Origin of the sequence: Agrobacterium sp. S7/73 (assembly GCF_019355535.1) — a bacterium.
In the GTDB taxonomy this organism is placed as follows: domain Bacteria; phylum Pseudomonadota; class Alphaproteobacteria; order Rhizobiales; family Rhizobiaceae; genus Agrobacterium; species Agrobacterium tumefaciens.
Window position 1 is genome coordinate 1,967,894 of record NZ_CP072137.1, and the last position, 24,457, is coordinate 1,992,350.

Here is a 24,457-nt window from a genome sequence, read left to right on the forward strand (position 1 = left end):
CAAGATCGCAATCAGATACGAATTGATGCGAGCTGGATGGAGGCGAGGAAGTTATCATCGCGCTTGTCGTATCGCGTTGTGACTGCGCGGAAGTGCCTGAGTTTGTTGAAAAACCTCTCGACTTCATTGCGCTTTTTGTAGAGGTACAGAGGTGGATCGGTTTGTCTGAACAGTTTCGGGCGTTTCTCCAAGTGGATTTCCGCCTCGATTATTCTGCCACCATCATTGGTGCCAGCGCGTTAAACTATGCCTGATCCGGCGTCTGCCGGTCAAGGGATGAATGTGGGCGTCGGCTATTGTAGAAGGTCAGATATCGGCTCATGCCGACGCGGGCCTCGGATACTGTTTTGTAGGCGTGGAGGTACACTTCCTCGTATTTGATCGAACGCCAGGGCTGTTCGACGAAGACGTTGTCCCGCCACGCACCCCTGCCATCCATCGAGATGGCAATCTCAGCCTTCTTCAGCACGGCGGTGAAGTCCATCGAGGTGAACTGCGATCCCTGGTCGGTATTGAATATGTCGCGTTTGCCATAACGGGCCAGCGCTTCCTCGACTGCTTCGATGCAGAAGGCTGCTTCCATCGTGATCGACAGTCGCCACGACAGAACCCTCCAGCTGAACCAGTCCACGATGGCGCAGAGGTAAACAAATCCGCGAGACATGGGGATATAGGTCAAGTCCATTGCCCACATCTGGTGGGGTCGGGTGACCTCCAGCTTGCGCAGGGGGTAGGGATAGATTTTGTGACCTAGCGCTGGTTTGGATGTGTTCGGGCGACGATAAATCGCCTCGATGCCCATCTTCTTCATCAGCGTGACGACGTGGAGCCGCCCGGTTTTCAGCCCTTCTCCTCTCAAGAGCCCTTGCAACATCCGACATCCGGCGAATGGGTAGTCGAGATGCAGTTCGTCGATCCGGCGCATCAAAGCCAGATCGCCGTCGGGCACTGGACGAGGCAGATAATAGACGCTGCCACAGCTAAAGCCGAGTAGCTTCGCCTGCCGTGCGACCGACAGTTTGTGTGCGCGGTCGATCATTTCTTTCCGCCCAGCAATCCCGCCTTGCCGAGCGCTCCGGCTAAAAAATCGTTCTCCAGTGTCAGTTCACCGATCTTGGCGTGCAGTGTTTTCACATCGACGGTTGGGCTCGTCGGTTCGGCCTTGGTTTCATCACCAAAAACGCCTGTCGCCCCCTCAAGGAGCTGGTCTTTCCACTGTTTGATCTGGTTGGCATGCACGTCAAACTGCTGGGACAATTCCACCAGCGTCTGCTTGCCTCGGATGGCGGCCAGCGCCACTTTTGCCTTGAAAGCCGGGCTATGGTTCCGGCGGTCGTCTCGTCAGGGTCACTCCTGTTCCCGGCATTCAAGCCGAAGTCAGGCAGAAATTCCACTTATCCCAGCTGTAGAGATTTCCTGAGCCAGCGCTCTGAGCCAGCCATGCCGTGATTACGTAATGTTCTGCAGAGTTATGTTTCGATGCTTGCATGATTCCCGTCGCGGTTCATTGGAGATAGGCGCGCCAGCGTTGCGAGTTCGCGCCTCGAAATCGAATTCTGTGATGCCGAGCGACAATGTTGATAGTCGCGTCGGTCTTATAGCTCTCTCGGATAATGGTGAGCCGGCCAGCTGTTGACTGACGCGGATGGGTCTGGAACTAGGAATGAATTCTATCTTGAATTGTGACTAGTCAAAATGGGCTCATTACCGCGTCATTCAATTTACGGGGGCCGTTTCGGGGAAATTATCGGCTACTACACGTTTATATACTTGCGTATGAGCCGCGAAGCTGCTTAACGAATTTTGTGCCTAGCCGATGACAAAGAATCGAACTAACGCTATGCGCGAAATATAGCTCACAACGCCGCGTAATGAATCATCGGAGTGATCAAGATGGTAGCGTCCCAGCAGAAACTTGTAGATGCTTTGAAAGATGCTGAGCTCGTGAATAAGAAAGCGATGAACCTAGCGCGGCGGCTATCGGAAATCCATCGAGAGATTGCAGAACTCAAAGGCGAGATTTTTCGGATTAAGGCGTCTTAATGACTGACATCCTTAAGATGGCGAATGTCGCAGTGGAAAAGTCTTGGCGCTCATGAAAATTGACCTCACCGAAATATCAATAGAGCAAGCGATTATAGATAGAAATATTGCTCGCGCTCGTATCGTCGAACTATCATGTAGGATTGATGTTGCCTCATGCGAGCTTTTGAAGCTCCGGGAGGAGCTTGATCTTTTGAGGGGGCATGACGCGCAAACTTCCCTAACGTTCAATTCCAGCGAAGAGATGGTTCGTTTAGAAAGAAGCTCTCAATTGCTTTCTAAAGTCAGTGCTTTGCCGACTGGCGTTATTGGCCGGTTGTCAGATCTTCGACGACCAACTGTTATCGCGCATACTGATACTATTTGTGGCAAATCTGTTGATGGGAGAAGGCAAGTACCGATAGTTCGGGCGGATCATCGGTATCTAACCATTTCCGGTTGGGTTGTTCCACGAAATCACCGCCAAGCCATCTCGGAAGTTGTGGTGTCACTGGTAACCTCTGACGAAGCACGTCGAGTTCACGAGAGAACTACATCGCGAGAGGATGTAGCCAAGCATTTTTCGAACCAGGCTTTCGTAAAAAGCGGCTTTCAGTGTGCTTTTCCTATGAAGGAAATTACGGCGGGGACATACACAGTCGAATTATCGGCTCAGATAGCGAGTAAGATTGCGAGGCGTCGGCTTTTTAGTGTTGTTTTGAAGTAGACTTTGTGCCTCATCAACCCGCGGGACGTTTGCACGCGTTAAAAGGTATGGTTTATGGCGGAAAGAACAATCTTGGAGTCGGCTCAAGCTATTACGTCACTTCATGACGTATCGTCGCCAATCATTTCAGGTCAATTTAGGGATGGCGGCATTCTGTGGGCCGCCATACAGACCGATAATCTTCAACACGAATTATCGATTAAAGCTGAGGCTAATTTTATCAAAACCGGTTCATGCTTGGTCGGTGACTGGCTTATCGAGAAAGGTTACATGGCGTGAACGATTTCGTAAAGCCGCCTTTGTGTCAAGAAAACAAGGCTATGGAATATAGAGCAGAATCAACGCGGATGACCGCTGCCTTTGTGTGGATCGATCGGTCCCCGCGGGCCTATAATGAAACTATTGTTTCGTTGCTTGGGATGGACGGTGTCGCCGCAATCTATGTTGGCTTCGCAAGGCACGTCAATTCTGTTTCGCTACAGATAACCGACTCCCGAATTCACGTTATCAAGGACGCAAGTCTGCTGGAGGCAGCGAAAATCGTTTTCGCAGGCAAGTGGCGACAGGTGCTATGTATCAGCTTCCCGATTAAAGCTTCGAGCAATACTCTCGAACTCGCGAATAAATGGATGGATGCCGATCCAAGAATAGCAACGTTGTCATTCCTATCGAACGCGGGAGGTTATCTAAGTTTTCCTTATCGCAATACGCAGACCCCGTTCTGTGTCGAAGGACATGATGAAGACACTCTCACTAGGCGTCTCCGCGCGGACAAACCCAAACATTGGGGGCCCGTTCCGTTGCCCGTAGCCGAAGGAGCAATGATAGCTGTCAATTCTAGTCTTGTCGAAGTTTGCGGTGACCTGAACGACGGAGGAACCGAGAATTTAGCATTCGCGATTGCAGAGTTGTCTTTGCGAGTGACGCGCCGAGGGTTTAATAACTATCTGGATCCTTACACATTCATAACCGTTCCGTTTGACGGCGTCGGCGCATTCCCAAGTGTGCTGGAAAACCCTGATGCGCGCCACGCACTTCATCAAATCCACCCGCAGTTTCCTGCAATCCATGACACCGAAAAGACTCGGGAAAATTCAATCTTGGGGCAAGCTCTGGACTACGCGCGAGCAAAAGCGCAAGGGCTGCGGGTTCTACTAGATGGATCGGCCCTTGGCCCGAAGGAGATGGGAACCCAAAGTCTGGTTGTCAACCTTGCCAAAACCTTGGCTCAAAGAGACGATATTCAATGGGTTGCATTGGGTGTTCCTGATGTCCAAAACATCCCGAGTTATGCCCGTGACCTTTTGAATTCACGAAAAATTCGCTTTGTGCCGTCAGGCAGCTCTGACTTTCCCGAAGGGCCGGTGGCTGATGTAATTCATCGTCCGTATCAACCAAGTAGTCCACTCCCTTGGGAGCGGTGGTCGTTACTCGCAAAGCGAAGTGTCATCACGGTACAAGATCTGATTGCATATCGTAACCCGTCGTATTTCGCGGAGTGGTCCGATTGGGATGATTATCGTGAAAATTTCAAACGGCAAATTGCAAATTGTGACGGCGTTTTCAGCATTAGTCATGATGTCGTAAATGTAATCCGCGAGGAGCGATTACCCATCGATGGCCAGCGAGTTTTTGTTGTGGAGAATGGAGCGGACGCCCGGTCCAAGGATCAGCCGACAAATATTCCGAGCGAAGTCATTAGGCGTGGTTGGACTACAAGCTCGTATTTGATGGTCTTAGGTGCTACCTACGCGCATAAAAATCGCGATCTTGCCATCAAAGTTTGGAAACGGTTAAGGCAAAGGGGGTTCAAACACAAACTTATACTCGCCGGCGCATCTGTTCCCTATGGCTCCACCCGATTCGAAGAGGCGCTTGAAGTCGATGCGGAAACGAGGGAAGACATGTTGGTTTTGCCTGATATCGGATCCGAAGAGCGTAATTGGCTCTTATTGAATTCTAGCTTGGTGATGTATCTCACGTCTGCTGAGGGGTTTGGTCTCGTGCCGTTTGAGGCAGCAAGAATGGACGTGCCTACGTTGTTTGTGTCATTTGGGCCTCTGCGCGAGCTCATCGACGATCCGAATTTGCCAACAAACTACGACTTGCAAGGATTAACGGAAAGAGCGGCTTTATTGTTGACTGATGATTCTGCCGCGATGCATGCAATCAAGAGTGCTCTGCAAAATCTCGAAACACTAAACTGGGAAGAAACTGCTCGAAAGTCCGTTGAGGCATATTTCGAGCTCATGAACCAGCCTAGTAAATTACCTAAGAATTGATTCGGTGTGAAAATGAAGCCCAGAGTTTTGCACGTTATTACAGTATACAATGGTCGGTCTTTCGTTCCCGCCGCGATCAAAAGTGCAGTCGAGATGGACCAAGCGCATGCGCTTATTGATGTACTCGTCTTGGATGACGCCAGTCCCGAGCCCGGTTGGAGCGAAGAACTATCGAGAATATGCGACGAGTTTGGTGCACTGTACTATTGCTCACCTCGAAACTTGGGTATACCGCGCAACGTTTCACTCGGGCTCCTGACTGCGATCAAGAAGAATTATGATTATGTGACCATTAATAACTCGGATGTCATTTTCCCAAAAAATCTCATCTCGATTATGGTCGAAGCATGTAAAGCTGATCGTGTTGGGTCGGTAACTGCTTGGTCTAATAACGTCTCGATATATTCGATACAGAACGCTGACCCCGATAGATATTTGGCAAATCAAGCCACTGTCGATTTTATTTGTGACAGCTTACATGGAAAATATGGAAGCTCGGTTTTTGACGCACCCGCTGGTATATCGTTCTGTATCATGATGCCGGTTGAGGTAGTTAAAAAAGTGGGATTGATGGATCCGATCTTTGGTCGCGGTTATTGCGAAGAGACAGATTGGAGTCTCAGAAGCCTCCAGATGGGGTATCGGGTGTGTTTATGCCCTGGGACGTTTGTATATCATCAGGGTAGAGGCTCTAATGTTGCTGCAGGACTTGTTAGCGGGGCGCATACCACGGTTCCGGAAAATGAAGTGATTATCGACACGCGATTCCCGGACTTCCGCAAACAATGTGATGTCTTCATCTCAAGCGGGCTTATGGACAAATATAGAGGTGAGGCTGTCGATCACATTTTGAACGAGGCGGCTAGGGCTTTTGGTTACTGTATCTTGCCCGGATGGGGTGATAATGCTTATGAGCAATATTCTTCTAAGATGCGTGTTGAAATACTTCCCGAAGGAGGTCGCGCTATAATGGCATTTACATTTGCTGGCTTTACGCAAACGTGGCCTCTTGATGGGATGCGATCAATTGACAGTGTTTTGGAGCGATTTGGACCGGAAAAGTTGATCTTCAATGGATTTGACAAAGCATCGCATGGCGCTCAGCTTTATCGACCGTATCCCGAACAGGTTTGGTAACCGCCGAGCTTGTTGTTAATCTGTGAGATTATATTTTTTGTGGGGACGTCCTTAAGCAAAGCCTATCCTGCGAAGTAGAATCGTAATCGCTCAATTTGGGTTGTTTGAGTTGCGAGATCGTGCAGCTCGGTATTGCGCGTTAGATTTTTTCACCTCGGTGCGGTCAAATTTAGCAATAATTGGCTTGATTGCGCTTCCCATTGAGTGTTTGGAGTGCACCCCATTTCACCGGACAAGTCGGCTAGATTGATTTAGCCCTGATGAACTGCCGAGGGGAAGCCATCTTGAGCGCGGAATGGGGATGGATTTCGTTGTAGTCCTCAATCCATCCGTCGATGAGCCGGAGCGCTGTTTGGGCGTCCGGTAGAGCTGATATCCGAATATAGTCCCGCTTCAACGTTTTGACGAAGGCTTCCGACATGCCGTTCGACTGCGGGCTGGCGACCGGCGTGAAGCAGGGCGTTAGATTGAGTGCTTGCGCAAACAGCCTCGTGTCCCGCGCCGTATAGGCTGAACCATTGTCAGACAGATGCTCGATAGCATTCGGGGCTCGGGTTGCATGGAAGCGTTTCTCGACCGCCTCCAGCATCATGTCGCGGACGTCCGAGCCGGATATTCCGGCATTGGCGAGCGCCGTCCAAGCGATGATCTCCCGGTCGAAGGCGTCGATGATGAAGGCGAGACGAATGACCTCGCCATTCCAGCAGGCGAACTCCAGGCCGTCCGAGCACCAGCGCAGGTTGGAGCGCATGACCATGACCTTGCCATCGTGGAGGCGGCCCTTGCGAACGGCTGTGTGCTTCTCCAGTAGCATGGCGTGGTTACCCATGATGCGATGGACCCGTTTGGCGTTGACGACAGGCTGATCGGCGGCTCGCCTTTCGCGATTGAGGAGCGCGGCGATCCGCCGATAGCCATAGGTTGGCCTTTGATCCACCAGCCTGCGGATGGCGGGCAGAAGCTCTGCATCCTCGGCCTTGTTGTATGGCCCACGCGGCTTTGATCTGCCTTTCAGCCGCTCGATGAGGTTGGAACGGGAGACGCCCAGCGTGTCTGCGACGGCCTTCATCGCGAACCGTCCTTCGGCAACAAGATCGGCCGCGATATCCGTTTTTTTGAGTCCGCTTTGGAAAGGGCTTCGCGGAGGATTTCGACCTCCATCGTCTTGCGACCGAGCATGCGCTCCAACTCCCGGACGCGATCCTCCAGTTTCTTCACTTCCGAATTTCCGACAACCGGCTCGTCAGAATCCACGGCTGCAGCACCTCCCTCGCTCAAGAGCCTGCGCCACCGATAAAGCAAATTGGGCGCGACGCCATGACGGCGAGCGGTCGAAGATACCGTCTCGCCGGGTTCGAAACTCTGCTCAATGATTGTCAGCTTTTGCTCGGTTGTCCACCGCCTGCGGCGAACATCACCCGTCAGCAATTCAACGTGTCGATAGTCGTTAGACATAAGCCTATACCCAAGCCTGTGCTTGAGCCTTTCTGCTTATGCCGACTGTCCGGTCGAAATGGGGGGCAGTTCAGTGTTGCTTGTATTTTTTGGGCCGCTGTGCTGAAGGTCCAAGCGTGGTGCAATAGAGATACGGTTGTGCCAGTCGATGGAGAAAACTGAGCTGAGCCTTCATAAACTCTGGTAGTGGTGCTGCTAGGCATGGACGCTTAAGTGAATATAGCGATCATTGGATTCGCTTGAACGCGGAGGTTAGGAATATCAATGCCAGGTAAGGCAGCTATTGTACTAGGGCACAGCCATCTTTCCTCGATCGTGCTCAATCTTAACGATCGGCCTGGCGAAGTTCACGGCGGAGACGACTCGATCGAATATTTCGTCTTTGATACTATCAGATTGGGTTCAGATTTCGTATTCTCCATAGATTCAGGTGGAGGTCACTATGTTTTGAATCCAACGATTATGGATATGGTGAACAGAAAAGTACCTAGCGACAAAGAGCGAATTTATGTCTCAATGTTCGGTGGTAATGCTCACAACGTCTTAACCTTGGAGGAGCATCCTGTTCCTTTTGATTTTATAATTCCAGATAAGTCGAGTTTGCCTTTCTTAGAAGATGCTGAGCTAGTAACGTATGATTACATTGACAGATTTGTGAGAAAGCTTGCGGAGCCGTATCTTTTGAATGCGACAACCTTGCGAAACGCGACAAGTAGCGACGTATATCATTTTGAGTCACCCCCGCCAGTAAGGGACAATGATTTTATAGTCAGAAATTTAGAAGATTGGTTTAAGAAACAGACCCCGATAAAAATAGCACCTCCTTATCTTCGTTATAAGATGTGGCACGTCCATTCAAAAATCATAAGAGATTTTTGCGATCAAATGGGAATCAATTTTCTATCGACGCCCGTTGAAACCCAAGACGAGCAAGGATTTCTACTTGAAGAGCACGGCCGCGATTCGACGCACGCTGGCCCTTCTTTCGGAAACGCGATCCTAAAGCAACTCGAGAGCCGCCTCGGGTTGAAATATGGCGGATGGAGTTGGCTTTATGACTGAGAAAACTGTGAAATCTCCCTATCATTCACTTCCGTCGTATACGCGTTGGAAGAAAGCGGTGGCGGACCCGCATCCTACCGAGGTTGATCCCGCTGTCAATTTTTCTATGACGATTACCTCGTCCGACAAAGTGGCGACAGCAGGGAGTTGTTTTGCGCAACACATAGCAAGGCATCTCAAAAAGTCCGGATTTCAATACTTCGTTGCTGAAACAGGGCATCCTCTCGCGGATGAAACGGAACGAGAATTTTTCAATTACGGAACTTATTCTGCTCGGTACGGCAACATCTATACCCCACGCCAATTGGTGCAGCTTTTTTTGCGTGCGTATGGCTTATTCAAGCCTATCGAATCTGTTTGGCTAAATAATCAAGGTTTATTTGTTGATCCTTTTCGGCCAAGTATAGAGCCAAGAGGATTTTCTAGCGAAGCAGAACTTCTAGCTGATCGACGTCAGCACCTAGCTAAAGTCCGACAAATGTTCGAGACACTTGACGTATTTGTATTTACGCTTGGGTTGACAGAAGCATGGAGATCAAGGGCTGATGGAGCCGTTTTTCCTGTTTGTCCTGGTGTAGCAGGTGGTGAGTTTAGTGATGAGATTTATGAGTTTCACAATTTTAGCGTGACAGAAATTGTCGCGGATATGGAACAGTTCCTAGAGATGCTCTCTAAGGTTAATCCAAATGCTAGGGTTATTTTGACTGTATCGCCAGTTCCGCTCATTGCTACAGCTGAAGATAGGCATGTGCTGGTTTCCACAACATATTCAAAGTCGGTGTTGCGAGTAGCGTGTGATCAATTAGAAAGATCTCATTCAAATGTTGCATATTTCCCGTCTTACGAAGTGATAATGGGTGCATTCAATCGCGGCGCTTATTTTGCAGAAGATGTCAGGAGCGTTAGCGAGGACGGTGTGTCGCACGTAATGCGATTGTTCCTGCGGCACGCAACGGATTTCGATCCAACTGCCATTCCCGTTCCACAAGAAGTTGAAACTCCCAGCTTTATTAAGAGAATGATGACTGTGGTTCAGACCACTTGTGATGAAGAACTTATAGAAGCTTCTCTATCAAAGAGAGAAGTTATACGGGGCGAGTCTGCCTAACATTCGACAAAGGCCTATAGTTACCCGCTATTGGAGCAACAAAAACGCGCAGGGTCTCCAAACTCGTTATAGTTTAATTTCTGTATGCGAAAAAATATAAGATGGTGATGAAGCGATGAAGTTAGTTCCGATAGGTAAATTTATTATAGAAGCGCCCTCGGATACTCCTTACAGTGATTTTCATAAAAATCACATTTTGTATGATCGGGCGTTTGGGGACCTCATTCAGGAGGTAAGTGGTGCCAATCCAGAGGGCGCATTCATTGATATCGGTGCCAATATTGGCGACTCTGCGGCGATGTTCTCAACGCACTGCATAAATCCGATTATTTGTGTCGAGGGGTCCGAAAAGTATACGGCCTATTTGAGGGCCAACATATCGTTGATCCATAACCCGGTGACAGTCGTTGAAAAGTTCGTTGTTCCGCAATCTCACGCGGAGGCCAGTCTTTCCTTTCAGCAGGATCGGGGCACCGGCGAGCTCCATGCAACTCCGGTAGAATCCGAAAGCCTAGTAAATATTGCAGACAGAATTACGGTTCGAGAGTTACATAATCTCGCAATCGAAAAGTACGGCTCGATTGCGCTATTTAAAAGTGATACGGACGGCATGGATGGCCAGATCATCGAGGAAGCTCTTAGTATATCCGATAAGATTTTTTTCTTTGAATGCGACTTGAAGTTAAATTTCGACCCTTCTGCCGTTAGCATCTGGCCGAAAGTTTTCGCCGAATTTGAAGCACGGCAGTATTCTGCGATCATATTCGACAATTTTGGCCTCCCCATAATTGCCCAAGATGTGTTGGATGCGCGGCAGTTGATGGATTTATGTGGTTACATCAGGGCGCAGTTCATGACTGCGGACGTCCGTTTATATTATCTAGATATATGGACGTTCCCGCCAGCATCAAAAGCAGTGTACGACGGAGCCATGAATCGGTTACGGAGACAATTGCTGAAGCCCTTTGCCTGATGCTCTACTTTGCAGATGCACTCAGTCAGTAGACTACGGGAACATCCTCAGTTCTGAATGGGTCCTCAGCAAAACAACACTTAAATTCGTTCCATAGGCCGAAAGATAGAGGTGGATCGGTTTGTCTGAACAGTTTCGGGCGTTTCTCTAAGTGGATTTCCGCCTCGATTATGCTGCCACCATCATTGGTGCCAGCGCGTTAAAGTAGGCTTGATCCGGCGTCTGCCGGTCAAGGGATGAATGTGGGCGTCGGCTATTGTAGAAGGTCAGATATCGGCTGATGCCGACGCGGGCTCCGGATACTGTTTTGTAGGCGTGGAGGTAGACTTCCTCGTATTTGATCGAACGCCAGAGCCGTTCGACGAAGACGTTGTCCCGCCACGCACCCCTGCAATCCATCGAGATGGCAATCTCAGCCTTCTTAAGCACGGCGGTGAAGTCCATCGAGGTGAACTGCGATCCCTGGTCGGTATTGAATATGTCGCGTTTGCCATAACGGGCCGTAAGCCCACGGTGAGGGTCGTCTTGCGAGGTTGATGCGAACATCGGGAGTCCTAGTGCAAACACTAGGAGTAGTCCTATGACCAAGCGTCCAATTTAAGTCATCACGTCCATAGAGCGCCGTCGGCGCTGGTCTCGCGAGGACAAAGAGCGGCTCGTCGCAGCCTGCCTTGAGCCCGGTGCGGTTCTGTCCGAGATTGCCCGTGCGGCCGCCATCCACGTCAGCCAGCTCTTTTGGTGGCCCAAAGAGCTTTGCCAAATCGAAGAGCCTAGGCTCGAGTCGGCGAGCACGTTGATGCCCGTGATCGTGCCGCGACGGCAATCCAGCCCACCGCCACGGAAACGCCGACCGAACCGCAACCCTGCCGGAAGCGTAGCGATGTGATGATTGAGCTGGACCGCTGTCGGCGTCTCCGTGTGGATAGCGACATTGACACGGAGGCGCTTGGCCGCATTCTCGATTGTGTGCTGGGTCGGCGATGATCCCGATTCCTGCTGGTGTGAAGGTCTGGTTGGCGACTGGAGTTGCCCCTTAAAAACCGGACAAGATCAGGTTTGTGTTTGACGGTTTAAGAACTCACGAGGCGAGCAATACCCCAATGCCTTATGCGGGTGAAGGGTGTTGTAGTGTTCGAACCATGAGGGCAGTTGCGCGATGACGGTCATGGCGTCTGGCAAGGGGTTGACCGAGACGTAATCGCGCTTGAAGGTTTTGACGAAGGCTTCGGCCATTCCGTTGGACTGGGGGCTGCGAACGGGCGTTGAACACGGCTCCATGCCGATATCGATGAGCAGCGACCTGGTATCCTTTGCGATGAAGCAGGAGCCGTTGTCCGTCAGCCATTCGATTGGCTTTGGAAGGGTGTTGATGAGACCAAAGCGGTTCTCAACAGCCGTGATGACAAGGTTCTGGACGTCCTCGCTCTTGATGCCCTCGGTGGTCGCGACATGGGCGATGGCCTCGCGATCACAGCAATCGAGAGCGAAGGCAACGCGCACCTTCTCCTTATTGTCGCATCCGATTTCGAAGCCGTCTGAACACCATCGCAGGTTCGATTGCTCAACAGACACGCGACCATCGTGACGGCGCGTATCGATTGCACCGGTGTGGCGCTGAAGGAGCATGCCGTGAACCTTCATCACGCGGTAGACGCGCTTGGCATTCGGCCAGGGACGGTTTTCGCTGCGGGCTTTACGGCGCAGGATCGCGTGGACCCGGCGATATCCGTAGGTCGGCATGTCATCGATGATCGTCTTGATCTCATCCATCAGTTCCTGATCGGCGAGCGGCGGCCGCCCCCGGGTTCTGGAAGGACGTTGCCTCACACGTTCCGCTATGTTGGATCGGGCGACACCCAAGGTCTCGCACACCGCCGTCATCGCGAACCGTCCTTCGGCAACGAGAGCGAGCGCAACAGGTGTTTTTTTGACCCTGATGCGATCTCAAGCGCTTCCTTCAGGATTTCGCCTTCCATCGTCTTTTTGCCGAGGAGGCGCTGCAACTCTTTCACCTGGTTCTGAAGTGCCCTGTATTCGGATGCCGGGACGACCTCTTCCTGCGATGCCGTCGCCGTCAATGCACCCTGCGCCGCTAGTTTGCGCCAAGCAAACAACTGGTTTGGCTGAATGCCGTGCCGTCGGGCAACGATGCTGACCGTGACATCAGGCTCGTAGGTCTCCTGGACTATCGCAAGCTTCTCCGCTGTCGACCAGCGACGGCGGCGCTCAGGGCCGGACAACACTTCTATCTTAGGTATGTGACTGGTCATAATGGGCACATTACTCCTAACACTTAACAAGTGGGAGATCGTGTCCGGGGATTTAGGGGGCCACTACAGCGACCGGCCATACGGACGTGCGCAAAGGCTTTTCCCGGTCTGTCGCTGATGGTGCAATAGACGCTGAAGCGCGATCCGATGTGCGGCCATCTGTTCGTCTTCCGCGGTCGTGGCGGTGGCTTGAAAGGTCATCTGGCATGATGGCCAGGGAGCCTGCCTGTCCACGAAGAAGCTGGAGCGGGGACGCTTCATATGGCGGTCGGCGGCCGATGGAACCGTCGTGATTATGCCTGGGCAGCTCGGTTATCTGCTGGAAGGCATCGAATGAATGATCACGCGCTGAGCAATGTTGTGCGTGAGGCACTCCTCCAGCTCGAAGCCGACGGCCACATTGTGATCGTGTCGACAACAATCGGGCCAATAGTCGATGCCATTGTCAACAAAGTTGCCGACGTTGTTGAGAGGACAGACCTCTCCCTTCGAGAGTTGTCAGCCACTCGGCTGCTAATTAATCAGGTCATCCACGATACTCGATTTTTCGACTGGGAAACGCCGACGCTGACTGGTTTGACTATCGAAGAGTTCAGCATCGTTGCAGGCAAATTACCGCGTGTATAGCCGGTAAAAAATGGCACGCGATATCATGTCCGCGGCCTTCACCGGAGGGGTACAACGGGCCAGCGCAGTCCTCGACTGCTTCGATGCCCATCTTCTTCATCGGCGTGGCGACGTGGAGTCGCCCGGTTTTCAGCCCTTCTCCTCTCAAGAGCCCTTGCAACATCCGACATCCGGCGAATGGGTAGTCGAGATGCAGTTCGTCGATCCGGCGCATCAAAGCCAGATCGCCGTCGGGCACTGGACGAGGCAGATAATAGACGCTGCCACAGCTAAAGCCGAGTAGCTTCGCCTGCCGTGCGACCGACAGTTTGTGTGCGCGGTCGATCATTTCTTTCCGCCCAGCAATCCCGCCTTGCCGAGCGCTCCGGCTAAAAAATCGTTCTCCAGTGTCAGTTCACCGATCTTGGCGTGCAGTGTTTTCACATCGACGGTTGGGCTCGTCGGTTCGGCCTTGGTTTCATCACCAAAAACGCCTGTCGCCCCCTCAAGGAGCTGGTCTTTCCACTGTTTGATCTGGTTGGCATGCACGTCAAACTGCTGGGACAATTCCACCAGCGTCTGCTTGCCTCGGATGGCGGCCAGCGCCACTTTTGCCTTGAAAGCTGGGCTATGGTTCCGGCGGTCGTCTCGTCAGGGTCACTCCTGTTCCCGGCATTTAAGCCGAAGTCAGGCAGAAATTCCACTTATCCCAGCTGTCGAGATTTCCCGAGCCAGCTCTGTTCTCAGAATTATCGACATCAACCATAACCTCACGCTTCAAAGTGTCTGAGAGCCGGAACGGGTTGGATCATAATGAGGTGGCTAAGAAAGCACGTCGGCATCGGTTATCGGAGAATGTACGCAGCTGCTTAACTTTATCTGAAAAATCACTTTTACCTTACAAGCCAACGAAATGCTAATAGGCACTCTGCGGGTAAGATACAACGGGTTCATCACATGTCAGCATTTTCGCACATGCAATCTGAGCCAGAGCCCGTGCAATAAAACCAGCCGGCCCGCATAACCGGACCAGCCTTTCTCGTATAGCGCAAACGCGGACCTACGACCCCCAATCACATCGCGGGAAGAACAGTCATATCGCGCAAGCCGTTGTCTGCGCCTGTGATCCCGCCGATTTCGCTTGCTGCGCCTGTTTCGAGGTTGATGGTGTAGAGCGTGTTGCCGGCGGCCAGGTATGCGGTGTTCTTGCCGCCTTCCTCGCCGTGGATATCGAATGCGTAGGTTGCCGGCATGTCCTTGAGGCCGAGCTTGCCGATTGCCTTCAGTGTGCCATCATTCGGCTTCGTCTGCTGAACCAGGGCGCCGATGGTCGCGTCGATATTGTACATCGCCGTCTTTTCCGGCTTGCCGATAGAGTTGGTATAGGCGGCGGCAACGATGTTTGGCGTTTCTCCCTTGTGCATGTCGCCATCTTCAAAAGCCAGTGTTCCATCAACCGTCACAGCGCCGGTATCGGGATGCACGCGATGATTGGTCGTGCCGGTCATGAAGCGAAGACGATCCGCTGCTGGGTTGAAATCGACCACAACAGGCGCTTCGGTCATGGTCAGCATCTTGTCCATCTTGGCCACATCGGTTGCAGCACCTGTCTCAAGGTTGATGGAGACGATGCGGTGGTCCGGCGTCACACCGATGACGGTCTTGTTCCCGGGGCGAAAATCGATACCAACGAGCTTGTCGACGCCGGTGACATCCATTGTCTTTGTGACGGCAGGCTTGTCAGTGTCGAACATGACGAGCGTCTTGTCGCCGGTCAGCCCGAGGACCGGTGCTGAAACCGCGATGCTTGCCGATGCTGCGAAAGCGGCGGAGGCGATCAGAGTGGAGCGGATGATATTCATGGTGTTTCTCCCGTGCGTTGAACCGTTCGGAAGGCGTCCAGCGGTTGGTTTTCGACGCTTCCACAGTTCAAGACACCGGGCAGGGTGCATTTGGATGCAGACAGCGAAAAAATATTTGCGAGATGCATCCATATGCCGCCACGATGGGTATTATGCCCAAGTCGACCATGCTGGCGATCAGACGTTGAAAGGTTTCAAATGCAGATGGGCTCCGTGCCGGACGATCTACACAGGGCGCTCACTGCCTGCGCAGAAGGGGACAAAAACGCATTGCGTGCGATTTTCGATCGCGAGGCAGGCCGGCTGATTGCAGTGGCAGAGCGCATCGTCAAGCGCAGGGAACTGGCGGAAGAGGTGGTACAGGAGAGCTTCGTGCGCATCTGGACCCATGCGCACCAGTATCGGGCAGATCAGGGTTCGGCGCGCGGCTGGATTTACGCGATCGTCAGAAACAGGGCGCTTAATCTTCTGCGCGACAGCAGGCGTGAACTCCCCGTGGAGGATGTTGAAACGCTCCGCGATGGCGCGCAGGCAGATGAAGTAATGGCCGCATGGCAGAAGCTCGATCGGAATTCACGCCTTTATGAATGTCTCGGCGGTCTTGAGGAGACAAAGAGACAGGGCATCCTGATGGCCTACGTGGCCGGATATTCCCACGGCGAAATCGCTGGTCGGTTGCGCATTCCGCTTGGAACGACGAAATCCTGGATCAGGCGCGGCCTTTCGGCGCTTCGGGAGTGCATGGCATGATGATGGAGCGCAAAGATATTCCCGCCATCGCCGATGACTTTGTATTGGGCTTGCTGGAGACCTCCGAAGCCAAGGCTGTTGAGGCGGCAATGGAAACGGATGGCGAATTGCGGGCGGCAATCGCGGCCAGCCGTGAGCGCTTTCTGCCGCTCGATACTGCCGTCGAGCCGGCAGCCATCAAGGGCGAATTGTGGAGCAACATCGAATCCCGCCTGCCGCTCCAGTCGAAATCCGCATCCCTCAAGCCCACCCACACGGCAAACGACAACAGCACAATCCGCTGGCGCGCCATTGCCGTGTCCGCCATTGCCGCAACCGTCGTGCTCGCCGCCGGCCTTACGCTTAGCCTGACACGGCCAACGGAGCCACTGGTGATCGCAGTCCTAGTCAACGAGACAGGTGAGGTTCAGGCCGTTGTTGAGGATTTTGGCAACGAAAGAGCAACCGTGCGGATGCTAGCCGACTTTGCAGTGCCTGGAGACAAGACGATTCAGGTATGGACATTGCCCTCCAAGGATGTTGGCCCGGTCTCGCTCGGCCTGATCGATGGCGTTCGTTCAGCGCGTCTCGATGGACCGGCTTTACCGACCCCCAGAAGCGACCAGCTCTACGAGATCACGCTTGAACAGGCAGGCGGATCACCAACAGGAAGGCCAACCGGCCCAATTCTGGCAAAGGGATTCGCCCGAATGCCGCGATAGATCGCCCAAAGGCAAAACCGATAAGATCGCGGCGAAATTTCCTTCGCCGCATTCTATCCGCCGGTTTCGGGCACCAGCATCTTGATGTCCCGAAACCGGCCGCAAACAATCAGGCAATCTATCAGGCGCCAAATGCGCCATCGATCGTGTGCATCGCGCCCGTCACAAAACCGGCTTCAGGCCCGGAAAGCCAGGCCACCATACCGGCCACTTCCTCCGGCCGTCCATGGCGCTTGAGTGCCATGAAGCTGTGCATCAGGTCTTTCATCGGCCCGTTTTCCGGGTTCGCGTCGGTGTCGATCGGGCCGGGCTGCACAACGTTGATGGTGATGCCGCGCGGCCCGAAGTCGCGTGCCAAACCGCGCGCCAGCCCCTGCAAGGCCGATTTGGAAACGGCGTAAGAGGCCATGCCCGGCACCGGCATCCGGTCTCCATTGACTGAGCCGATAACGATAATCCTGCCACCGTCAGGCATCTGCCGCGCCGCCTCCACAGAGGCGTGATAGGGCGTCTGGATGTTGATCTGAAACAGGCGGTCGATGGCATCAGGGTCCTGCTCGAGAGCATCGCCAAAAATGGCGATCCCGGAGTTCACGATCAATATGTCCAGAGGACCACTGTCACGCACGACGCGGATGACTTCGTCGCGGTTAGCACTGTCCGCCCGTATGGAAGTGCTGCCCGTCGCTTTCGCCAGCTCTTCCGCCGCACCTTGGGATGCGCCATAGGTGAACGTTACCTTTGCACCTTCGTCTGGAAACCGCCGCACGATGGCTGCGCCTATGCCACGGCTGCCGCCGAGAACCAGAACGGATTTTCCTTGAAACACGAGCACTCTCCATGACCTTGAAAATTAATTTAATGATCGATACATAAATACCGAATAACTCACTCGTCAAGATATTATGTAATGACCGATACAAAAAATATTCGCTCCCGCGGCCGTCCGCGCCGTTTTGATCCTGATCAGGCTGTGGCCACGGCCAAGCAGCTTTTCCACGCGCGTGGCTTTGATGCTGTGGGCGTCGCGGAGATTACCTCGGTGTTAGGCATCAACCCGCCAAGCTTTTATGCCGCTTTCGGCAGCAAGATGGGCCTCTACAAGCGGGTTCTTGATCTCTACGCCGGCACGGAAGCAATTCCTCTTGCCGATATCCTGCGGTTGGATCGTCCTGTTGGGGAATGCCTTGCGGCGTTGCTGGAAGATGCAGCAAGGCGTTATACCGCTCATTCCGCAGCCCCTGGCTGCCTCGTTCTGGAAGGCACGCGCTGCGACGATGAAGAGGCGCGTGCCGCAGCAAGCTTTTTTCACACGGCGGCAGAGGGCGTGATCCGCTCCTATATCGCCGCGCGCCATCCGGAAGAGGCTGAGCGTCTGGCGGATTTCGTAAGCTCAACCATGGTTGGTCTCTCCGGAATGGCACGGATTGGCCGCGATGTCGAGCGACTCCTGAGTATTGCGCGCGTTGCGGGGGGAGCGGTGAAGCAGGAGCTTTCCGAGGCTTGAATCTCGGAGCAGTCTCAATACTTCTTACTAGTGAAGGAAGCTGGCAGGTTTCGAAAACCTGGCTCATTCTCACCAGAGATCGATCAGGCCACCTGATGCTCCGTGCACGGGGTCGGTTGTCGGCTTTGGCAAAGACTTTATCTGTGCAAGCATCGCACTGGTTGGTGCAGACGTCTGAATATCGGCCTCCTGGCCGGGTGGATAAGCGCCGACAACCTGAAAATCCGCAGAGGATTTCAGCTTCATGTGGCCTGTGCCGGCTGGCAAGACCAGACAGTCACCTTGCGTAACGTGCAAGGGTTGCCCATCCGGCCCGCCAATCTGCAGCGTCGCTTCACCGCCCCCCACGCCCAGAACTTCATGCGCGCCGCTGTGGTAATGGTGATAGGCAAACACACCATTGCGCCAGATGCCGCGCCATCCGTTTCGTGCGAACAGTGCCTCGAAAGCAGCGGAATCGAATGGCGAGCTGACTTGCCGATAGATGATGACAGGGAAGGTCTGGTTATTGGGGATCCGACAGCTTGGATCGAAAGTGATTTTTTCAACTTTCATATGAATGTTCCTTGCGTATTTGGTCGGCTTAAGACCCTTTAAGCTAGCTACCACTTGTTCCGCCGCCAGAGCGAGGTTGGCCAGCCATTCGCGCTACGATTGGATAAACGTGCCGGCGCAGCAGTTCCATCAGTGACTATGATAACCCAAAAGTGGTCGCGGGAGCATATTCGCGGATGATGTTCAGGGTATGGGGCTATGGCGACACTGCTCAGCAATATGCACAGCTTAATATTGTACGAGGTTTTGCCGTCATCGGCTTGAGTTTTGTGGCGAGGGGCCCCTCGATAAATTTCTTATAGATTTCACCTCCTGCAACGATCACAACCGAAAGACGATGTGAATGGTGGTCGCAGCTCTAAATACTGAGCTACAAACAAGCTGCGGTTTTGGGGAAGAATCGTGACCAGGGCAGCGGACGCTGCAAGAATGAACAATACAATCCGCTCACTACTGCGGCATTTTTGTGCATGCGTCGTATTCAAAAAGAGGCCTGTCGCTCGCAATACAGCGACGAGGCCTCATGCCGCGGCCTGTTTCAGGGGACGCGCGGCGGCATTTTTTATCGCTTGCGACTGATATTTGCAATCTATCTAAAGTATCAATCAGGAGAACACCTTGCGACTGTTTGGGAGGGGCGGGCCAATTGAACCACAGCGGCGCGGCGACTTTCAATCTATCGACCCGGAACTAGCGAAATAGATCGAGGATGGTCTCCGAGCGGCTGTTTGCGATTTGTAGCGATTGAACACCGAGCTGCTGCTGGGTTTGAAGGGCCTTCAGCCTGATCGATTCCTCATTCATATCCGCATCCACCAGGCGGCCAATTCCCCTGCTAATCGAATCTGAGAGGCTTGCGGCGAAACCCGCTTGAAAATCAATGCGGGTTTGAATTGCTCCGAGCATAGCTGCGCCGTCAATCGAATTGGCTGTCACATTTTCAATATACGTTATGTAGGTATCGATCAGATCGTGGTTCTTTACGATGTCAAGGTCGAGTAAATTCAGGGTGGAGCGTGGTTCGTTGCTAACCCGGATATTATCAAAGTTGATTCTTGTTCCAGCACCCCATTGTCTATCCACATCTGGATTTGACTTGATGACAACCGACCCGGCGTCAGCTTGAATAATGAGATCTGGCCAGTCTGTGCCGAGTAAGGCTTGCATTAGAGTAGCCATGTCCTCTGGCGACGAGACCTTGCCGTCGTCGCGGTTCAGCACTTCATTCACGTAGTGCCGGTTAAACGAATAGGAAACAGGTGAAGAACCGTTCACTGAAAATGTGAAGCTAACATCGATGCCGGCTTCGTCCTTTCCATCCCTATGAACGATAAATGGCTCGAAGTTCAGCGCGACGCCTGAGCCACGAAATCCGAAATCGAGGTCTGGCTGAAGGCCGCCTGTACTGACGCCAACGCTGTTGACGGCGGAGATCTCGACATAGGAGCCGTATCCGTGCTGCTGAAGCGTCGTGATTGCTATCGCTTCTGGATCGTGGATCGGAGGGGAGCCTGTCAATCGGTTAGCCGATGCTGACGCACCAAGTGACACGAGCTTTGCGTTGAGCACCCCGGCAAACTGGGTATTCGTAGAGACGATCCCGCCTAGCCCGACATTGTAGGCATCGACATCTGCTTTGGTAATGGTGACGGTTGCGGGGTAACCACCATAATAGGGTCCGGGAAGTTCCTGGATGTTGCCAGTAGCCCCGGCATGACCATCTGGATTGGAAGCCTCCTTGTCCAGGATGATTGTAAAGCTGATCTCAGCTCCTGGCTGATTGAAGTCCAAAGGTGTTGCAGCCGGGAACTTCAGAAAAACAGTGCCTGCGCTTCCCAATTCATATCGGGGAACCATATATCCCGAAGATCCATCAACGCCGTCATACGCTGTATAGTCGCTCACGATAGCCTCAGGATTCGACGTGGATATCAAGGATCGAAGTCCGCCGATTGTTTTTATGTCCCGCGCGTCTGCCTGAAGCAGCCCGCCGCCCGTGCTGTTAAAGAGCGATATCTTCGAAAGATCGATACCTATCGTTTTGACGGAGACGTCGGACGCCGAGCGCACGAACGAAGAAGCGACCGACGATCTATTCAACGCGCTGTCATATATGTCGATGATGTTGGTATTCAGCCAATTTTGACCGCTGAAACTCGCGGATTCTGCGGTGCTGACAATCTGCTTTTTTAGTTGATCCAACTCCGTCTGGATTTTCGTCTTATCCACACCTTCGTCGGTTGCAGCGACAAGCTTTGATTTGAACTTGTCCAGCACGGCGATAACTGAATCGATACCCGCGTAAGCAACATCAACCTTTGCCGCGCCAAGACCAAGTGTGTCTTGAACCGCAGAGAGTGCACCCTTGTCGGAGCGCATGGTTGTTGAAATTGACCAATATGCCGCGTTGTCGGAAGCCGTTACCACCCGTAGCCCAGATGACACAGCTTTTTGGGAACTCTCCAAGCTGGAAGATATTGAGCGAAGGGTTTGCAGCGCAGAGATGGCTGCACTGTTGGTCAGGATTGATGCCATGTACAAGCTCAGAATTTGCTAGAATCGGGCTCTTCATGAGCAATTTTTAATGTACTAATACAAGCATTTGGATGGTTAACGAAACGTTGTCAATGTGTTATCAGGACTAGCAGCCTCCTCCCGTTTTCGCTCTCAGGATGTATGCTGCCGCCATCATTGCTGTCATCGCGCGTTGGAGTAAGCCTGATCCTGCCGTTTTCATGGAAGGGATGAATGTGGGCTTAGGGTTTGTCAAAAGTCAGCGATCGACCGATACAAACGCGGACATCAAACCAGGTTTTGTAGGCGTGGAGGTACACCTTATCGTATCTGATCGGCCGCCAGAGGCGCTCGACGAAGACGTTGCCGCGCCACTCTCCCTCGGCGTCTAGTGAGGTAGCGCTCTCAGCATTCCTTTATTCAAAATTTAAATCGAATTCCATCGGAACGTCTTCAGACGCCAAGAAGGCCGGCTAGGTCTACGGCACCGCTGTGGTTGCCGAGGAGGACTTCGCGCGTCGGTAGGGCGTCGCAGGATGTTTCCTTCTGTGGCTGAAACCTAATTACCTCCATGAGATCGCGGCGATGTCCGACCCGGAATTCAAGCGCGAGGATGACCGCTGGTCGTATTCCTGCGCCATGCTGAGGGAGCTGATTTACCGCGCGGGCAGATCATAGAGCCTGAGTGACGTCCGCGATGGATAACGCCGGTTGTTAGGGATAGCATTTTTCGCTGATATAGAGATAGCGATCCACGAGGGTACCGCGGAGCCGTTTCTGATAGATTTCTTTCCTGTCGTGCACGCGTTGCGCAACCTTTTGCGAGGGTATGTTGTCCGAGCTGGTGATACTGACCACTCTGCGCAGACCAAGATTTTGAAAAGCATAGTCGCGGCAGGCGATCGCCGCCTCGGTTGCAAAACCCTGTCCCCAGAATTCGCGCCATAAATGATACCCGATTTCAGGCTCGAACCCCGCAGGGGTTTGCTGTAGCGTAATCCCGCAATCACCGATGACCTCGTTCGATGTTGCATCGACAACGGCCCATAGACCGAAGCCATGGCGATTGTAGCTGTCGAACGCGAGTTGCTCAAACCATGCGCGCGTCTCTAAATGCGACTTGATGCCAGCATAATATTGCATACAGACGGCGTCGCTATAAATCCTGGCGAGAAAAGCGAGATCGGCCTCCACGATTTCGCGTATGTGCAGCCGTTCGGTCGTTGTAATGAGGGGCACGTGACACTCCAGTGTGTTCAGGAATTTTTGCGATCGGGTATCAGGCCGTAACCAAAAATCAGGAGGTGACATGATGTCAATTAACCCGGGTCATGCACGATATCTTGGAGGCCCCACACCGTTTGTAACTGACCCGATTGAACAAGGAAAACGACGCGTCGTAATGCTGCCTCATGGTTGGCTGTTTCTCGCGCCTGTGAGAATGCTGTTACCTGAGAACTGATGACAGGAACTCGCGGGTCCTTTCTTCCTTTGGTGCGCCGAAGATTTCTTCTGGCGTTCCTTGCTCACAAATACGCCCTTTGTCGAAGAAGCAGACCCGGTCCGACACTTCCCGAGCGAAACGCATCTCGTGGGTAACAAGTAACATGGTCAAATCGTGCTCGTGGGCCAGGCCACGGATGACGGAAAGCACTTCGCCGACCAGCTGGGGGTCTAGGGCGGAGGTTGGTTCGTCAAAAAGCAGGACACGCGGGCGCATGGCAAGAGAGCGGGCAATGGCGACACGCTGCTGCTGGCCGCCAGAAAGCTGCACTGGATAGTGATCCTTCTTATCAGCCAGGCCGACCATCTTCAGGAGTTCGATTGCCCGTGTTTCTGCCTCCGGCCGGGCAATGCCCAGTACACGCACCGGCGCCTCCACGATGTTGCGCAGCACCGTCATATGAGGGAAAAGGTTGAAGCTCTGAAAAACCATGCCGACGTGGTTACGGATCTGGCGCAGGTGTTTTTCCGAGGCTTGGAAGGGGCCTTTGCCGCCGGCCTGATGGTAGGAAATGTCCGCCAGCGTCAGCTTTCCCTCCTGGAACGGTTCCAGCGTCATGAGAATGCGCAGAACCGTCGACTTACCGGAGCCGGAAGGACCGATGAGAGTGACTTTTTCGCCTTTTGCCACGGTGAAATTGAACTGGTCGAGGACCGTCAAAATGCCGAACCGCTTTGTGACATCGGAAAATTCGATCAGAGGCTGATTGGTGTTGTTTGTCATCGCAAGGGTATTCCTGCTTTTGGAAGCGCCCTTTGCAGGCGGCTGAGGCCTGCTGAGCAGATTATGGTCAGAAGAAGGAAGATCAGGCCGACAAGCGTCAGCGGCACCAGATATTCGAAGGTGCGCTCGCCGATCATGTTTGCCAGCCCCATCATCTCTAGAACCGTGACGACGGAAAGCACCGGCGTTTCCTTGATCATGGCGACAAGATAGTTGCCCATGGCCGGAACTATGCGCGGGATGGCCTGCGGGATGATGATATCCCGATACGTCTGCATGCGCGTCAGATTAAGCGCAGTCGCGGCTTCCCACTGGCCATGATGCACCGCCTCCATGCCGCCGCGATAGACCTCAGACGTATAGGCGGCATATTGAAGGCCGAGCGCCAGCGCGCCGGTGAGAAACGCCGGCAGAACGATGCCGAATTCCGGAAGAACGTAGTAGAGGAAGAAAAGCTGCACCAGAAGCGGAGTGTCGCGAAGGAATTCGACAACAACTGCGGTCGGCCAGGAAATCAATTTCACCCGACTGCGGCGCAGCAGCGCAAAAACCAGCCCCAGAATAAGCGCGATGGCAAAGCCGGCGGCGGCTGCTTTCAGCGTTACCGTCAGGCCGATCAAAATGATGGGCAGGATCGAGGTCGTGTAGGTGATCCAGGTGGTCGTGTCCCATTCGTAACCATACATCATGACTGAATAT

22 protein-coding genes and 4 pseudogenes are annotated in these 24,457 nt (G+C 53.1%); 12 read left to right on the plus strand and 14 right to left on the minus strand.

Going from position 1 to position 24,457, the window contains the following annotated elements:
* Positions 1–11 precede the first annotated feature (11 nt).
* Together J5276_RS30450 and J5276_RS23885 are read right to left on the minus strand one after the other, a co-directional pair.
* Positions 12–143: pseudogene (locus J5276_RS30450) on the minus strand (IS5/IS1182 family transposase); the annotation flags it as partial.
* Positions 144–244: 101 nt separating this feature from the next.
* Positions 245–1,299 (minus strand): IS3 family transposase gene (locus J5276_RS23885; protein ID WP_174012451.1). Its coding sequence is split into 2 segments (ribosomal slippage): positions 245–1,080 and positions 1,080–1,299, totalling 1,056 coding nucleotides; the frame shifts between segments, so codons are not numbered across the junction.
* Positions 1,300–2,803: 1,504 nt separating this feature from the next.
* Here J5276_RS23885 and J5276_RS23890 point away from each other — a divergent pair.
* The 3 genes from J5276_RS23890 to J5276_RS23900 are packed head-to-tail and all read left to right on the plus strand — an operon-like array spanning position 2,804 to position 6,168.
* A complete protein-coding gene (locus J5276_RS23890; RefSeq protein ID WP_162694941.1) occupies positions 2,804–3,028 on the plus strand; it encodes a hypothetical protein in 225 nt (74 codons plus the stop codon).
* Positions 3,025–5,031 (plus strand): glycosyltransferase, encoded by a 2,007-nt coding sequence (locus tag J5276_RS23895; protein ID WP_111796809.1) that lies wholly within the window; start codon positions 3,025–3,027, stop codon positions 5,029–5,031. Before J5276_RS23890 ends, J5276_RS23895 begins: the two co-directional genes overlap by 4 nt.
* Before the next feature lie 12 nt (positions 5,032–5,043).
* On the plus strand, positions 5,044–6,168 hold the full coding sequence (locus J5276_RS23900; protein ID WP_111796810.1) for a glycosyltransferase family 2 protein: 1,125 nt from the start codon (positions 5,044–5,046) through the stop codon (positions 6,166–6,168).
* Between the two features lie 241 nt (positions 6,169–6,409).
* Here the strand turns inward: J5276_RS23900 and J5276_RS23905 are convergent.
* Positions 6,410–7,623 (minus strand): IS3-like element IS426 family transposase gene (locus J5276_RS23905; protein ID WP_112354636.1). Its coding sequence is split into 2 segments (ribosomal slippage): positions 6,410–7,287 and positions 7,287–7,623, totalling 1,215 coding nucleotides; the frame shifts between segments, so codons are not numbered across the junction.
* A 264-nt stretch (positions 7,624–7,887) separates the two neighbouring features.
* On the opposite strand from J5276_RS23905, the gene J5276_RS23910 reads away from it, so the two are divergent.
* The 3 genes from J5276_RS23910 (at position 7,888) to J5276_RS23920 (ending at position 10,766) form a co-directional block, all read left to right on the plus strand.
* On the plus strand, positions 7,888–8,685 hold the full coding sequence (locus J5276_RS23910) for a hypothetical protein (protein ID WP_111796811.1): 798 nt from the start codon (positions 7,888–7,890) through the stop codon (positions 8,683–8,685).
* A complete protein-coding gene (locus J5276_RS23915; protein ID WP_111796812.1) occupies positions 8,678–9,793 on the plus strand; it encodes a GSCFA domain-containing protein in 1,116 nt (371 codons plus the stop codon). The genes J5276_RS23910 and J5276_RS23915 overlap by 8 nt, the downstream gene beginning before the upstream one ends.
* A gap of 115 nt (positions 9,794–9,908) precedes the next feature.
* Positions 9,909–10,766: an FkbM family methyltransferase gene (locus J5276_RS23920; RefSeq protein ID WP_111796813.1), complete on the plus strand. Its 858-nt coding sequence runs from the start codon at positions 9,909–9,911 to the stop codon at positions 10,764–10,766.
* A 168-nt stretch (positions 10,767–10,934) separates the two neighbouring features.
* Here J5276_RS23920 and J5276_RS23925 read toward each other — a convergent pair.
* A pseudogene (locus J5276_RS23925) lies at positions 10,935–11,267 on the minus strand (transposase); the annotation flags it as partial.
* A 112-nt stretch (positions 11,268–11,379) separates the two neighbouring features.
* On the opposite strand from J5276_RS23925, the gene J5276_RS30815 reads away from it, so the two are divergent.
* The gene (locus J5276_RS30815) at positions 11,380–11,652 is read left to right on the plus strand and encodes a transposase (protein WP_370647639.1); all 273 of its coding nucleotides are present in this window, start codon (positions 11,380–11,382) and stop codon (positions 11,650–11,652) included.
* Positions 11,653–11,816: 164 nt separating this feature from the next.
* Here J5276_RS30815 and J5276_RS23935 read toward each other — a convergent pair.
* Positions 11,817–13,036 (minus strand): IS3 family transposase gene (locus tag J5276_RS23935; RefSeq protein WP_111784165.1). Its coding sequence is split into 2 segments (ribosomal slippage): positions 11,817–12,697 and positions 12,697–13,036, totalling 1,221 coding nucleotides; the frame shifts between segments, so codons are not numbered across the junction.
* A 241-nt stretch (positions 13,037–13,277) separates the two neighbouring features.
* Between J5276_RS23935 and J5276_RS30455 the strand changes: the two genes are divergently transcribed.
* Positions 13,278–13,373 (plus strand): hypothetical protein, encoded by a 96-nt coding sequence (locus tag J5276_RS30455; RefSeq protein WP_236761605.1) that lies wholly within the window; start codon positions 13,278–13,280, stop codon positions 13,371–13,373.
* Positions 13,370–13,663 carry a hypothetical protein gene (locus J5276_RS23945; RefSeq protein WP_111796814.1) on the plus strand — a complete coding sequence of 98 codons (294 nt, stop codon included), beginning with the start codon at positions 13,370–13,372 and terminating at the stop codon, positions 13,661–13,663. Before J5276_RS30455 ends, J5276_RS23945 begins: the two co-directional genes overlap by 4 nt.
* A 73-nt stretch (positions 13,664–13,736) precedes the next feature.
* On the opposite strand, the pseudogene J5276_RS23950 reads toward J5276_RS23945, so the two are convergent.
* Positions 13,737–14,251: pseudogene (locus J5276_RS23950) on the minus strand (IS3 family transposase); the annotation flags it as partial.
* A gap of 464 nt (positions 14,252–14,715) precedes the next feature.
* On the minus strand, positions 14,716–15,504 hold the full coding sequence (locus J5276_RS23955) for a DUF4394 domain-containing protein (RefSeq protein ID WP_111796503.1): 789 nt from the start codon (positions 15,502–15,504) through the stop codon (positions 14,716–14,718).
* A 204-nt stretch (positions 15,505–15,708) separates the two neighbouring features.
* Here J5276_RS23955 and J5276_RS23960 point away from each other — a divergent pair, with 204 nt between their 5' ends.
* The gene (locus tag J5276_RS23960) at positions 15,709–16,254 is read left to right on the plus strand and encodes a sigma-70 family RNA polymerase sigma factor (RefSeq protein ID WP_065659391.1); all 546 of its coding nucleotides are present in this window, start codon (positions 15,709–15,711) and stop codon (positions 16,252–16,254) included.
* Positions 16,251–16,955: an anti-sigma factor domain-containing protein gene (locus J5276_RS23965; RefSeq protein WP_111796502.1), complete on the plus strand. Its 705-nt coding sequence runs from the start codon at positions 16,251–16,253 to the stop codon at positions 16,953–16,955. Before J5276_RS23960 ends, J5276_RS23965 begins: the two co-directional genes overlap by 4 nt.
* Positions 16,956–17,076: 121 nt before the next feature.
* On the opposite strand, the gene bdcA is transcribed toward J5276_RS23965, so the two are convergent.
* On the minus strand, positions 17,077–17,784 hold the full coding sequence (bdcA, locus tag J5276_RS23970) for an SDR family oxidoreductase (protein WP_209159679.1): 708 nt from the start codon (positions 17,782–17,784) through the stop codon (positions 17,077–17,079).
* 81 nt (positions 17,785–17,865) lie between these two features.
* Here bdcA and J5276_RS23975 point away from each other — a divergent pair, with 81 nt between their 5' ends.
* Positions 17,866–18,462, plus strand: coding sequence for a TetR/AcrR family transcriptional regulator (locus J5276_RS23975; protein WP_111796500.1), 597 nt, complete (start codon positions 17,866–17,868; stop codon positions 18,460–18,462).
* Positions 18,463–18,531: 69 nt separating this feature from the next.
* On the opposite strand, the gene J5276_RS23980 is transcribed toward J5276_RS23975, so the two are convergent.
* From J5276_RS23980 to ehuD, 6 genes and pseudogenes are all read right to left on the minus strand, one after another.
* Complete coding sequence (locus J5276_RS23980; RefSeq protein WP_111796499.1) at positions 18,532–19,017, minus strand: cupin; 486 nt, start codon at positions 19,015–19,017, stop codon at positions 18,532–18,534.
* Positions 19,018–19,707: 690 nt separating this feature from the next.
* On the minus strand, positions 19,708–21,552 hold the full coding sequence (locus J5276_RS30745) for a flagellin (RefSeq protein ID WP_111796498.1): 1,845 nt from the start codon (positions 21,550–21,552) through the stop codon (positions 19,708–19,710).
* Between the two features lie 233 nt (positions 21,553–21,785).
* Positions 21,786–21,932: pseudogene (locus J5276_RS30820) on the minus strand (IS3 family transposase); the annotation flags it as partial.
* A 313-nt stretch (positions 21,933–22,245) separates the two neighbouring features.
* Complete coding sequence (locus J5276_RS23990) at positions 22,246–22,770, minus strand: GNAT family N-acetyltransferase (RefSeq protein WP_111796496.1); 525 nt, start codon at positions 22,768–22,770, stop codon at positions 22,246–22,248.
* A gap of 208 nt (positions 22,771–22,978) precedes the next feature.
* The gene (ehuA, locus tag J5276_RS23995; RefSeq protein WP_111796495.1) at positions 22,979–23,758 is read right to left on the minus strand and encodes an ectoine/hydroxyectoine ABC transporter ATP-binding protein EhuA; all 780 of its coding nucleotides are present in this window, start codon (positions 23,756–23,758) and stop codon (positions 22,979–22,981) included.
* The gene (ehuD, locus tag J5276_RS24000; RefSeq protein WP_004431448.1) at positions 23,755–24,447 is read right to left on the minus strand and encodes an ectoine/hydroxyectoine ABC transporter permease subunit EhuD; all 693 of its coding nucleotides are present in this window, start codon (positions 24,445–24,447) and stop codon (positions 23,755–23,757) included. The genes ehuA and ehuD overlap by 4 nt, the downstream gene beginning before the upstream one ends.
* Positions 24,448–24,457: the final 10 nt, after the last annotated feature.

Excerpts from the sequence above, each read along its gene's own strand:
- J5276_RS23910 (WP_111796811.1), top strand. The coding sequence starts at position 7,888 with ATGCCAGGTAAGGCAGCTATTGTACTAGGGCACAGCCATCTTTCCTCG.
- J5276_RS23960 (WP_065659391.1), top strand. The coding sequence starts at position 15,709 with ATGGGCTCCGTGCCGGACGATCTACACAGGGCGCTCACTGCCTGCGCA.
- J5276_RS23900 (WP_111796810.1), top strand. The coding sequence starts at position 5,044 with ATGAAGCCCAGAGTTTTGCACGTTATTACAGTATACAATGGTCGGTCT.
- J5276_RS23890 (WP_162694941.1), top strand. The coding sequence starts at position 2,804 with ATGGCGGAAAGAACAATCTTGGAGTCGGCTCAAGCTATTACGTCACTT.
- J5276_RS30745 (WP_111796498.1), bottom strand. The coding sequence starts at position 21,552 with ATGGCATCAATCCTGACCAACAGTGCAGCCATCTCTGCGCTGCAAACC.
- J5276_RS23980 (WP_111796499.1), bottom strand. The coding sequence starts at position 19,017 with ATGAAAGTTGAAAAAATCACTTTCGATCCAAGCTGTCGGATCCCCAAT.
- J5276_RS23915 (WP_111796812.1), top strand. The coding sequence starts at position 8,678 with ATGACTGAGAAAACTGTGAAATCTCCCTATCATTCACTTCCGTCGTAT.
- ehuA (WP_111796495.1), bottom strand. The coding sequence starts at position 23,758 with ATGACAAACAACACCAATCAGCCTCTGATCGAATTTTCCGATGTCACA.
- J5276_RS23965 (WP_111796502.1), top strand. The coding sequence starts at position 16,251 with ATGATGATGGAGCGCAAAGATATTCCCGCCATCGCCGATGACTTTGTA.
- J5276_RS23955 (WP_111796503.1), bottom strand. The coding sequence starts at position 15,504 with ATGAATATCATCCGCTCCACTCTGATCGCCTCCGCCGCTTTCGCAGCA.
- J5276_RS23975 (WP_111796500.1), top strand. The coding sequence starts at position 17,866 with ATGACCGATACAAAAAATATTCGCTCCCGCGGCCGTCCGCGCCGTTTT.
- J5276_RS23945 (WP_111796814.1), top strand. The coding sequence starts at position 13,370 with ATGAATGATCACGCGCTGAGCAATGTTGTGCGTGAGGCACTCCTCCAG.
- ehuD (WP_004431448.1), bottom strand. The coding sequence starts at position 24,447 with ATGATGTATGGTTACGAATGGGACACGACCACCTGGATCACCTACACG.
- J5276_RS23920 (WP_111796813.1), top strand. The coding sequence starts at position 9,909 with ATGAAGTTAGTTCCGATAGGTAAATTTATTATAGAAGCGCCCTCGGAT.